We start from the raw sequence: 12,981 nt of genomic DNA, 5'->3' as shown, positions 1-12,981 counted from the left end.
CGCGCCGTGGCGAAGATGTGTAAGAGTTGTAAGAAAGCTCAAAGGAGAGGGTTTCCATGTCGCACTTCATATCGGGCACGCGGGGAATTGGTCGGACACTGGTCACAGCCATGATGATCGCCGTGCTCGCGGCGTGTGGAGGCAACAAGGAAGACCGACAATCTGATACTGCCAGTGATGAAGGCACGATTGTCACGCGCTCCGCCGCTGACAATGTGGCTGCTCGCCAGCGCGAACGCCGTCGTCAGGCTGCGATTGACGAGGTTGAGCAGGATTTCTCCTATTTCCGCTACCGTATCGATACCGCCACCGAACAGCCGCTGGCGTGTTTCGTCTTTTCTGCGCCGCTTGATCCGGAAGCGGATTACTCGCCGTATCTCGAATTCCGTCCCGCTTTCCGACCTGCGCTCAGTGTTGAGGGACGCGAGCTGTGTGTTGGCGGTCTGACTTTTGGGTCGGAACGGTCTGCAACACTGCTTTCCGGCCTGCCTTCGGCTGATGGCCGCACATTGAAGAATGAGGAAGTTGTTCCGATCGATTTCGCCGACCGGCCACCTTATGTCGGCTTCAAGGGAGCAGGCGTGATCCTGCCGCGCGAAGATGCAGATGGCCTTCCGATTGAAACGGTGAATGTCGACGAAGTTGAAGTAACCGTGTCGCGCGTCAATGATCGCGCGCTGGCCTTCAAGTCCATTACTGAAGGCCAAACCAATGCCCAAGGCCGCTATGCCTATACATGGGGTGAAGACAATCCTGAGGATGTTCAGGAAATTCTCTTCAAGGGACGGATGGACGTGGCCAGCGAGCAGAATGCGCCCGTAGTGTCGGTCTTCCCCTTGCAGGACGTCGTCGGCCCGCTGGAGCCGGGCGCGTATTATGTTTCGGTCAAGGACGCCGCAGACCTGGATAGCGCCGAGCAGCCGCCAGCCTCTTCCAACCGGTGGATCATGATGACCGATCTGGCCATCACCGCCTATGAAGGTGGCAATGGACTCGATGTCACGCTGCGCTCACTGCAGGACGGTCGCCCAGTGCCCGATACAACCGTGCAGCTGGTCGCGCGCAACAATGACATTCTTGCCGAAGGCCGCACAAATGAAATTGGCCGGGTGGCCTTTGATGCGCCGATCACGAATGGCCAGGGCAATATGGAGCCCAAATTGATCATGGCCTACAGCGCCAAGGGCGAACTCGCTGTGCTGGACCTGACCCGCGCGCCGGTGGACCTCTCAGAATATGCTGTAGGTGGCCGCCGGGTCTCCGGGGACATCGATGCCTTCATGTATACAGAGCGTGGCATCTACCGCCCCGGCGAAACGGTACAATTGACCGCGCTGCTGCGTGATCATACCGGCAAGGCTATTGAAGACCGTGCCGGCAATATCGTCATCTATCGTCCGAATGGGCTGGTGGCCGGGAAGATACGGTTCGATGATCCTGAAGCGTCTGCAGTTGTTGAGGGCTATGAACTTACCAAGGGTGCATCTCGTGGCCAGTGGCGTGCGACGGTGGAAGTGGACGGTGTGTCGGGCGCATCCGGATCAGTCAACTTCGCAGTCGAGGATTTTGTGCCACAGCGCATTGCCGTTGACCTCGACACTGACAAGGACGCGCCCGTCTTGTTGGGTGAGAGCCGCAGTGTCGAAGTTGCCTCGCGTTTCCTTTATGGCGCACCAGGCGCGGGTCTGACGGTGAAATCCGAAGCCCGCATTGAAGCGGCGCCGACCCCATTCCCGCAATACAAGGGATTCAAGTTCGGCAGGCATGATGAGAGTTTTCGTGAACGCATCCTTGAAATGGATGATACGACTACGGACGGAGCCGGGATCGCGACGGTCACGCTCGCGCCGGGAAATGCCGGCAGTAATGCTGGGCGGCCACTGCGCATCAATGCTGTGGTTAGCGTACTTGAACCCGGCGGACGCGCGGTCACAGAAAGCGTGCGCATCCCGTATCGTCCGGAACGCCTTTATGTCGGTCTGAAACCCGGTTTCGAATATTCGGTCGAAGAAGGCCAGGATGCGGCCTACGAAGTCGTGGCCATGAACGAGAAGGGCCAGGCGATCGCGCAGCGGCTCAACTGGAAACTGCTTGCCATCGACTATCATTACGACTGGTACCGGGACGGTGACCAATGGCGTTGGCGCCGGTCTCGCACGGTGACCAAGGTCAATGAAGGCATCGTGACGACGCCGGAAGGCGGCAGCACCGAGATTCGCGTTTCCGGTCTGGATTGGGGCAGCCATGAACTGGTTGTCGAAGGCAGCGACGCGAATGCGTCCGCCGCGTCCAGTGACGATTTCTATGTCGGCTGGGGCGGAGGTGTCTCAGAGGATGGTGCCGAAGCGCCAGACCGTGTCCGCATCATCGGACCTGAGAAAGCCCCCTCTGCAGGTCAGAGCGCCGATATCACCATTGTGCCGCCTTATGAGGGCCAGGCGCAGATCGTTGTGGCTACCGATCGCATTCTGTCGGTACAGAATTTGTCCGTTAGTGCACAGGGCACCAATGTGACCCTGCCGGTAACCGATGAATGGGGAGAGGGCGCCTATGTGATGGTCTCGGTCTATACCGAGCGCGATCCGATTCTGCGGGCAAAGCCGCGCCGTGCGGTTGGTGTGACACATGTGCCCGTCGATATGGGTTCGCGGACGTTCGAGTTGACGCTCAATGCGCCCGATATTGCCCGACCTGTTGGGGAGCAGGTGATTGAGGTCGAGTTTGATGGCGGCCCACGTGAGCCGGTCTTCCTGACACTGGCCGCTGTCGATGAAGGCATCTTGCGCCTCACCAAATTCGAGAGCCCTGACCCTGTCAGCTACTATTATGGCAAGAAGGCGCTCGGTGTTGAAATGTACGACGATTACGGTCGGTTGCTTGACCCGAATATGGGTTTGCCAGCCGAAGTCCGCTCAGGGGGAGACCAACTTGGCGGTGAAGGGCTGTCGGTCGTCCCGGTGAAATCGGTCGCGCTCTTCTCTGGCTTGGTTGATGTCGGCCGGTCGGGTAAGGCAAAAGTTCGCCTTGAACTGCCGGAATTCAATGGTGAGCTGCGCTTGATGGCCGTGGCCTGGTCGCGATCTGGTCTGGGGTCAGCGGAGTCCAGCATGATCGTGCGCGAGAAAGCACCGTCGGATCTGATCATGCCGCGCTTCATGGCGCCTGGCGATGAAGCTCAAATTACTGCCAGTATCGACAATGTCGAAGTCGGGCCTGGAGCGTTCACAGCCGAGATTTCAGCGGACGGCCCGATTGATGTTGCGGATGGCAAGCTGACGCGTTCGCTTGCAACGGGTGCGCGCGCGGATGTGCCAGTTCGGATTGGTGCGGATTCAGAAGGTATCGCAACGGTCAGGTTGGCGGTGACGGGGCCAAATGATTTCGAAACGGACCGGACTTACCAGATACAGACCCGTTCGCCCTATTTGCCGGTAACAAAGATCAGTCGGCAATTGATGGAACCGGGCGAAAGCTATTCTGTTGACGCTGATCTGCTGGAGGGCCTTGTGCCGGGGTCTGCTGCGATCAGTGTCGGCTATTCGACGCTGCCAATGGATCCGGCGACGCTCTATGCTTCGCTCGACCGCTACCCTTATGGATGCACCGAGCAAACCACTAGCCGGGCCTTGCCATTGCTCTACTCCGAACAGCTGATTGCAATGGGGGCTCCAGAACGTCGCGATGATCCGAAGATGCGGATTCAGACTGCGGTGAACACGCTGCTCAACCGTCAGGGATCTGACGGAGCGTTCGGCCTGTGGCGGGAAGGGGATGGCTACGCATCCCCTTGGCTTGGTGCCTATGTGACGGACTTTGTCTATCGCGCGAAACAGGCTGGCTTCTCTGTGCCGGACGAATCCTTGGAGCGGGCCTATGGCGCTCTGCGGCAGGTTTCGACTGGCGATGCATGGCGCGTTTATGGGTACGACACGGATGTCTATGAAAGCCGCTATTCCAACGACACGGCAGAGAAGCTGATGCAGCGCTCGTCGGCCTATGCACTTTACGTGCTCGCCAAGGCGGGCAAGGCCGACATTTCTCGCCTGCGCTACCTGCATGACCGCGAGCTCGATTCCATCGATAGCCCGTTGGCACGCGCCCATATCGGCGCAGGCCTTGCCATGCTGGGTGATCGGGCGCGGGCTGCCTCGGCCTTCAACGCAGCGGAAGACGCGCTCGGTTACGAGAATACCGGCGATTACTACCAGACCCCGCTGCGCGATGAGGCGGCCATCCTGGCCCTCGCATCCGAAGCGGACATGCTGGATGTGGTAGAGCGTCTTGCCGCCAAGCTGGGCGAGGATGCGCCAGACCCGACCGGATTGACCACGCAGGAAAAGGCTTTCGCGCTACTGGCTGTGGACTCCCTGAACAAGGGGGCTGAAGGCTTCCGGCTCACCGTCGAAGGGCTTGGCCGTGGTAATAATAATGACCGGCAATATGCCCTGACCGAAGCGCAGGCCACGGAAGGTGTGACGTTCACGCTGGAAGGCAAGGCGCCGATGTTCCGGACAGTTATGGTCAGCGGTTCGCCAGAAACGGCGCCGCCCGCTGCGACATCCAAGATGGGCGTCGACAAGACATTCTTTACACTGACCGGTGGTCGTGTGAATCTGTCCCGGGTCAGCCAGGGGGACCAGCTGATCGTGCGCTTGACGGTGTCGCCACATGAGCGCCGCCTGAACCCTGTGATCGTGGCGGACCTGCTGCCCGCCGGCTTCGAGATTGAATCGGTGCTGCGCCCTGCAGATGGCAGGCGTGAATATGGCGGATCGGGCGCGTTTGCCTATCTCGGCCAGATTGCGAATGCACAGACTGCCGAGGCACAGGATGATCGGTTTGTGGCCGCCGTCGATGTCTATGCGCAGCCGGTCACGCTTGCCTATGTCGTCAGAGCGGTAACGCCGGGCGATTTCGCAATGCCGGGTGTGGTGGCCGAGGATATGTATCGTCCGGAAGTGTTCGCCCGGTCCAAGCCTGGCCGCGTCACGATCAGCGCAGCGCCCGGAACGATGGGAGGCGGTCAGTAAGCCATGCTGACGCCTCGGCGTATCGTCATCGGGATAGCCGCAGTGTTTGCTGCGGTTGTCCTGATGGACTGGGTGCTGCCGCCGCCAATTGACCGCGCGGGAGAAATCTCCGCGCTGGTAACCGACCGGGAGGGCAAGCCCCTGAGGGCCTTTCCGACCGAAGACGGACGGTGGCGGTTCCGCGGAGATCTCGACAAGATCGATCCAGAGTTCATCGAGGCGCTGCTTCGGGTCGAAGACAAACGTTTCTATAGCCATCGCGGGACAGATTGGACGGGGCTGGGCCGGGCTGTGGCAGACTCGGCGCGGGCCGGGCGGATCGTATCTGGGGGCTCCACGATCACGATGCAGACTGCGCGCCTGCTGGAACCTCGGGACCGCAATGTCGGGTCCAAGCTGATCGAGATCGCGCGCGCCTGGCAGATCGAACGTCGCTTGTCGAAAGATGAGATCCTCGAACTCTACCTTACGCTGACGCCCTATGGCGGCAACCTTGAAGGCGTGCGGGCAGCGAGCTGGAGTTATTTCGGGCACGAGGCTGACCGCTTGTCCGCTGACGAGATCGCACTGCTGATCGCCCTGCCGCAATCGCCCGAAGTGCGCCGCCCGGATCGTCGGCCACACCAGGCGCAAAAGGCGCGCGATTGGGTCGCAACCAAGCTCGGTTGGTATGGTGTTTTCAGCGAGGCTGATGTGGAGGAAGTAGCCACATCGCCGGTCCCGACGCGGCGGCGTGATTTTCCGATGCGTGCCTGGCACGGCACAGAGAAAGCGCTGGCGAGCGGGCCGCGCGAGGATGTGCGCGCCACGCTGGATGCGGGTCTTCAGGCTGAACTCGAATCCATGGCCTTGCGCAAGGCTGAGGCGGAAGGCCCTGACGTTCAGGTCTCGGCGATTGTGGTTCACATTCCGACACGTGGTGTGCGCGCTCTGGTCGGATCTGCCTCGCGCGACCGGGCAGGGGGCTGGCTCGACCTGACCGCGCAAGCCCGCTCGCCGGGCTCCACCTTGAAACCGTTCATTTACGCCATGGCGTTCGATGACGGGCAGGCCGCACCGGATACGCGCATTTCCGATCTGCCCAAACGGTTTGCGTCCTATCAGCCGGAAAATTTCGACCGGATGTTTCGCGGTGATGTGCGGGTTTCGGATGCTTTGCAGCATTCGCTCAATGTGCCGGCGGTGCTTATGCTGGATCGGGTCGGGCCAGAGCGGTTTGCGGCGCAGTTGGCGCTGGCGGGCGCGCGACCACGCATTGGCGGCGGCGCAAATCACGACGCTGGCCTTGCCCTCGCGCTGGGCGGTGCAGGCCTGACAGCGCGCGAATTGGCTGTCCTCTATGCTGCTCTGGGCGATGAGGGTGTGGCCAAGCCTCTGGTCTGGCGCGCCAGTCAAGAAGCTGCAAGTTATGAACGGATGGGACGGCGGCTGGTCAGCGCCGAGAGTGCGTCAGATATCGTCCGTATCCTGCAAAATGGTCCCATGCCGGAAGGCCGTATGCCAGGGCGCCTGACTGCAGGCGCGCCACAAGTTGCTTTCAAGACCGGCACATCGTACGGCTTCCGCGACAGCTGGGCAGCCGCAGTTTCTGGCGAACATGCCATTGTCGTCTGGGTTGGCAGGGCCGATGGCGCGCCGCGGCCTGGCAAGACCGGCCGGGTGACCGCATTGCCCTTCCTGTTCGAGATTGCTGATCGAACTGCCCATCATTTACGAGATGAAGGCGAAGCTCGCACACGCCTGACCACGCAGCGCAAAATCGAAACACGCGGCGCGCTACATGACTTTTCGCCTGAAGCGCCGCCCGAAATCCTGTTTCCACCCGCGAGCGCGGAATTGTGGGCCGGCAGTGTTGATGGCAAGTCGGCCCGGCCCTTTGTATTGGCTGGACGCGGGGAGGGGCGCGTTTCTTGGTATATCGACGGAAAGCCCAGCCAGATCGATGATGCCGGTACGCCAGTCTGGCAGCCGACGCAGGCGGGATTTTACACGATTACGGCCGTCGATCAGAGCGGGCGGTCCAGCCGGGTCAGGGTCCGTGTGCTGATGGGGCCGTCCTGACATACTTCCTGCCATGCCAATCAGCCTCATTGCTGACGCAGTTTGGCAACACGCAGGCAACACATTTATGTTAGGACTGACTTTCTGGCCTTCACGGCGGACGGGAGACCGCCATATGACGGACAGAACGCAGCGTGTGTTTGCTGCGACTGTATAGAGTATCGGGAACTGCCATGCGTATGCCATCCGCCCCCACCTTCACCATCGCCGCTGGCTTGGCCGCCATGGCGCTTGCGTTCTTCTCGAATGCGGGCGCGCAGGACCAACCCCTGGCAGAAACGGCCCCCAAGCGGCTGTCTTCGGCCATTTTTGCGGGCGGGTGTTTCTGGTGCGTTGAGTCTGATTTCGACAAGGTTGATGGCGTGATCGACACCGTGTCCGGCTATACGGGCGGTGAAATCGCCAATCCGACTTACAAGCAGGTCTCCAAGGAGAACACCGGCCATTACGAGGCCGTAAAGGTTACCTACGACCCGGATCTGGTCAGCTATGACACATTGGTCGAGTATTTTTTCCGGCACGTGGATCCCACAGATCCCTATGGTCAGTTCTGCGACAAGGGCGACAGTTATCGTACCGCGATCTTCGTCAACACTGATGACGAGCGCGCGGTGGCTGAAGCCGAGATTGCCGAGATCGAGACGTCAGGCGTGCTGAAGGACCCCATCGTGACGCGGGTGATTCAGGCCGAAACATTCTGGCCGGCCGAAGATTATCATCAGAATTATTACAAGAAGAACCCGCTCAAGTATCGCTACTATCGCGCTTCATGTGGCCGGGATGGCCGGGTCGAAGATCTTTGGGGCGAGTCAGTCGGTCATTGATCGGTTGGTGATGGGCAGGGCTCAGGCTTGAATTCCGTCTGTCCATCAAAACGTTCCTCCCATTCGGGTGTCCGGTCCTGACGGTCATATCCGTTACCCAGATAAAGTTGGAATTCCCGCAAGATCGGGCATCCATTGCTACGCGTTCCAAGCGGAATTGAAATTTCGCCCACATGGTCAAAGGACTGGAAATCGCTTCGCAGTTTCGGGCGCATGCCGGGATGTAGCGACGCGATGAGTACGCGATTGGCCAAACCGCCCTCAAGTGGCTGGGCCTCTGAAAAACTCTTCGGTCCGGCATAGCGGCGCCATGAAATCATCGGCGTGGTGCGCTCGCGTGCGTAATAGTCCAGGCCGTGCCAGGCTTCTCGCTCATCCACGAGCACTGAGGTTGCGCCAAGTGCATCGGCGCGCGCAAACAATTGCTCAGCGGCGCTATCCCAGCCACGAGTGCGTTTGAGGGCGTTGTCGAAACCAAGCGAGGTCGACAGGGAGGCGGGCAGTAGCGCGAGGGTCAGCAGGGCCAGCATCAGAGCAGCGTGCAGAGACAAACTGGTCCAGAGCAGGCCGGACGGGGAATGCCGCACAAAATGGCCGTAACCCAGAATGGCTGCTGCGACTATGGCACCAATCAACAGGCGCGTGGCGAATGACACATCCGGCGCGAGCAGAAAAGCGACGAAGCTGACCGCTGCAATGATGTACCAAAGTTTGCGATTTGGCTTTGCGCGGGCGAGCCATGAGGCCACCAGCACGCTCGCGGCCGGATAGGCAGTTGCAGCCCAATTGGCATTGGCGCGCGACAGGACCGCTTGTGCCATGATGATCAGCAAAACCGGCAGGATAAAGCAGAGCAGCCAGCGGTCCCGGCCCATGATGCCGTCATCCTCGCTACGCATCACAAAGATGCCGAAGACGAGCGCCAGGAAACTGATTGGCCCGAACACGCCAAGCTGATCGACCAGGAAGGTGAGGGCGTTCTCAGGATTGATAAGGTCGCCGCCAAGATTGGCATTGTCGACCGTGTGGCTCACCGTCTTGAAATCATTCGCGGCATTCCAGGCAAGATGTGGCGCAAAGATCGCTGCTGCCACGGCCAAGGCTGCGAGGCCTTTCCAACTCAGCAGGGCACGGCGACTCTGTGCGTCAATCAACAGGACCAGCACGACGCCGATCGCGAAATATAGCATTGCGTATTTCGACAGGAAGCCGAGTCCGACCGCGACGCCGAGACCCAGCGCGCTGACCCATGCGCCTTGCCCACTGCGCAGGCGCCACAGAGCCCAAAGGGCGGCGCACCAGAAGGGGATGAGTACGCCATCTGTGGAGATCACGACAGAAGACAGTATGACAGCCGGCATCAGTGCATAGCCAAGGCTGGCAAACATGCCGACACGTGCACCATACATGTCTCGCGCAAGGAAATAGATGAAGGTGGCACCGGCCGTGTGCAGGAAGGCCGCGGGAAGCCGTACGGCCCATTCTGCATCACCCAATACAGCTGTCACAGCATGGATGACCCACGCAATCATGGGAGGCTTGGAATAATAGCCCCATTCCAGCGTATCGCCCCATCGCCAGTACTGCGCTTCATCTGCATATAGGTTCAGAGGCGAAATGCCTGTGAATACAACCCTCAGTACAAGCAGCATTGCCAGCGCGGTGAGTGTGATGGTCTGCCAGCGGCCAGGCGATTCGGATTCCTCGACGGTCATGGGGTGCTATTCCTTCTCAACTTGAGACTTATGCCGCCCCACCGAGGCAGAATATACCCTGAACCGCACGCAATCTGCGCATGTCCGCCTCCAAACCGTGTCTTTTTTGCATCGCAACATATCGATCCACCGTGATCGCAGCCTTATGTGCTGAACCTTCAAGATCTTGTCACTAATCTGTCATCCGGTGTCGTTATCCGACCCGCAGTACCGGCGACCCGCAAGGGGCGGTTGTCGGCGCATCACCGACTAGGGGAATAGTCATGACAAATTGGACCACTTTCGGGCGTGGGGCAGCAGTATCTGCCATTGCGCTGAGCATGGCCGGCGTCGCTATGGCGCAGGTTACAACTTCAGCCGTCCGCGGCGCAGTGACCGATGATGACGGCCAGGCCGTATCCGGTGCGCTGGTTACCATCACCGATCCTTCCACAGGGCTGACACGGACTGCGACGACCAACCAGACCGGTCTGTACAGCATCCGCAACCTGCCTGTTTCCAGCGGCTATGTCGTTACGGTGACTTCGTCAGAGTTCCAGGGCCAGTTCATCGAAGATGTGGGCCTGAACCTCGGCGATGCGACCCAGGTCGACTTCACGCTCACCAATGATGGTGAAGCGCGTCAGGAAACGATCGTTGTTACGGCTTCCGTCTCCGATCTCGCACCGACTGCTGCTGGTCCTTCGGCGACCTTCGGCCTGGAGACGCTGCAGAGGGCCCCGGCCATCAACCGCAACATCACGGATGTCCTGCGCCTCGACCCACGCATCTATGTTGACGAATCCCGTGGTGATATCAACGCAGTCCAGTGTGGCGGTAAGAACTCCCGCTTCAACTCGCTGACCGTTGACGGCATTCGCATGAATGACAATTTCGGCCTGAATTCGAATGGTTACCCAACCGAGCGCATCCCATTTTCTTATGATGCCATTGAGCAGGTTGCGGTCGAACTGGCTCCCTTCGATGTGCAGTATGGTGGCTTCTCCGCCTGTAACATCAACGCGGTCACGAAATCCGGTACGAATGAATTCCACGGCTACCTCTTCGGCGACTACACAAATGACGGCCTGCGCGCCGACAGCCTCGAAGGCGACGACATCACGACGGGTGAGTACGACGAAACCCGCTACGGCTTCGGCGTCGGTGGTCCGATCATCAAGGACAAGCTGTTCTTCTTCGCGGCCTACGAGAAACTTGACGGCGTGAACCTGTTTGACCGCGGCGCGATCGGCTCCGGCGCTGTCAACGAAGTGAACATCACTCAGGCCGAAGTCGATGAGATCCGCAACATCGCCATGGAACTCTATGGCTATGATCCGGGCACGATCCCGAGCAGCGCTGATAACTCCGACGAGAAGATCCTGGTCAAGCTCGACTGGAACATCAGCAACGATCACCGCGCATCCTTCACCTATAACTGGAATGATGGTTTCAACATCGCCCAGTCGGACGGTGACTCCGATGAGCTGGAATTCTCCAACCACCTCTATGAGCGTGGCGCGGAACTGACGTCCTATGCCGGTTCGCTTTATTCTGACTGGACGGACAATTTCTCCACTGAAGTCCGTCTTGCCTATTCCGAACTGGACAATCGTCAGATTTCTGTCGGCGGTACCGATTTCGGTGAGATCACGATCGAGACCGACGATGTTGATGTCTACCTCGGTGGCGACGACTCCCGCCAAGCAAACAAGCTGTACTACGAGACCCTCAGCCTCGCGCTGAAAGGTTACTACACGACGGGCAACCACAATTTCAGCTTCGGCTATGAGCGTGAAGCCCTCGACGTGTTCAACATGTTCGTCCAGCACGTCGAAACCGAAATCGACTTCGATGGCAATCCGTCCTCTGGCGGAGCATTCGACGATGCGATTGAGAACTTCCGTCTCGGCATCGCCGACAACGTGAACTACAACAACTCCCCAACAGGCGATCCGAACAATGCGGCTGCTGACTGGGGATATGAGATCAACACGCTGTACGCCCAGGACGAAATTGACTTCGGCAACGGGATCGTGGTGATCGGTGGCCTGCGCTACGACTGGTACACAACCGACGACGCACCTGAAACCAATGCAGACTTCCTGGCTGACTATGGCTTCACAAATGGTGAGACGCTGGATGGTGAAGGTCTGCTTCAGCCACGTCTCGGCTTCGAGTGGGACTTCTCCGACAATCTCGACCTGCGTGGTGGTGTCGGCCTCTACTCCGGTGGCAACCCGAACGTGTGGCTGTCCAACACCTACTCAGCAAACAACGTGCTGCAGTTCGGTTCGGACGGTGGTGCATTCGGTCTTGAAAATGGCGTGACATCGCTCTTCGACATTGACTACGGTCTTTGTGAAGACGGCGTGCCGACGGGACCGGGCTACTGTGTGCCACAAGACATGATCGACGCTGTCGCAGCTGGCGAAGGCTCGAACTTCGAGATCAACTACCTTGATCCGAACTTCGAAATTCCATCTGAGCTGAAATTTGCTTTCGGCGGTACATACTATGCTGACGCGCCTGGGCTCGGCGGCGAGTATGTCCTCTCGGGCGACATTCTGTACACCGTTGCTCAAGATAGCGCTGTCTGGATCCGCGGTGATCTCGAGCAGACTGGCACAACCACAGTCGATGGTCGCGAATACCCGACCTACAGCAGCGTTCGTGAGGCAGCCTTCGTGCTGACCAATGCGAAAGAAGACGCCAAGTCTCTGCTGGTTTCCGGCTCGATCTCGAAGTCCTATGACTTCGGTCTCGACTGGGCCCTGGGTTACGCCTACACGGATGCAGAAGACGTGCACCCGATGACGTCCTCGGTGGCCTTCTCGAACTACGTCAACCGCGCATTCGGCGACCCGCAGGATGTCAGCGCTTCGACGTCTGACTACAACACCAAGCACCGCTTCACGGCACTTACCAATTATGAGCGCGCTTTCTTCGGCGACAACATGACCACGTTCTCGGCCTTCGGCCAGGCTGTGTCGGGTCGTCCATACAGCGTGGTTTACGGTGGTAGCGCGAACGGTATCAGTGGCTTCAACCCTTACCTCGAAGGCAACCCGTACCTGGCTGCTGGTGCAGAGCGTAACGGCGAAGAAGGTTCCTGGTGGGGCAAGGTCGACATCAAGCTTGAGCAGGAATTCCCTGGCTTCCTTGATCACAAGGCTTCCGGCTTCATTGTTGTCGACAACTTCACAAATCTGCTGAACGACGAGTGGGGCGTACTGCGTGAGCCTGGCTTCCCAGCGGTTTGTGCGGTTGACGACTTCCAGGCTGGTGATTGTGAATCTCGTCAGGGCGACGCGTCGCGCTACGAAATTCGCTTCGGCCTGCGCTACGAGTTCTAGTCACTCGGAACTCCGA

At 59.3% G+C, this 12,981-nt stretch carries 5 protein-coding genes; 4 read left to right on the top strand and 1 reads right to left on the bottom strand.

The features are described 5' to 3' along the window. Window positions 1-56 precede the first annotated feature (56 nt). The 3 genes from B2344_RS14160 (at window position 57) to msrA (ending at window position 7,915) form a co-directional block, all read left to right on the top strand. Window positions 57-5,030, top strand: coding sequence for an alpha-2-macroglobulin family protein (locus B2344_RS14160; protein WP_290485443.1), 4,974 nt, complete (start codon window positions 57-59; stop codon window positions 5,028-5,030). Between the two features lie 3 nt (window positions 5,031-5,033). Continuing rightward, complete coding sequence (gene pbpC, locus B2344_RS14155) at window positions 5,034-7,091, top strand: penicillin-binding protein 1C (RefSeq protein ID WP_290485442.1); 2,058 nt, start codon at window positions 5,034-5,036, stop codon at window positions 7,089-7,091. Window positions 7,092-7,264: 173 nt separating this feature from the next. Next, window positions 7,265-7,915 carry a peptide-methionine (S)-S-oxide reductase MsrA gene (msrA, locus tag B2344_RS14150; RefSeq protein WP_290479952.1) on the top strand — a complete coding sequence of 217 codons (651 nt, stop codon included), beginning with the start codon at window positions 7,265-7,267 and terminating at the stop codon, window positions 7,913-7,915. On the opposite strand, the gene B2344_RS14145 is transcribed toward msrA, so the two are convergent. Next, window positions 7,909-9,630 carry an ArnT family glycosyltransferase gene (locus B2344_RS14145; RefSeq protein WP_290485441.1) on the bottom strand — a complete coding sequence of 574 codons (1,722 nt, stop codon included), beginning with the start codon at window positions 9,628-9,630 and terminating at the stop codon, window positions 7,909-7,911. The genes msrA and B2344_RS14145 overlap by 7 nt on opposite strands. Window positions 9,631-9,893: 263 nt before the next feature. Between B2344_RS14145 and B2344_RS14140 the strand changes: the two genes are divergently transcribed. Further along, the gene (locus tag B2344_RS14140; protein WP_206991329.1) at window positions 9,894-12,965 is read left to right on the top strand and encodes a TonB-dependent receptor; all 3,072 of its coding nucleotides are present in this window, start codon (window positions 9,894-9,896) and stop codon (window positions 12,963-12,965) included. The last annotated feature ends 16 nt before the right edge of the window (window positions 12,966-12,981 follow it).

The sequence above is a fragment of the Hyphomonas sp. UBA3195 genome, assembly GCF_002366485.1.
Lineage (GTDB): Bacteria > Pseudomonadota > Alphaproteobacteria > Caulobacterales > Hyphomonadaceae > Hyphomonas.
This window is presented reverse-complemented; position numbering and strand designations above follow the sequence as displayed.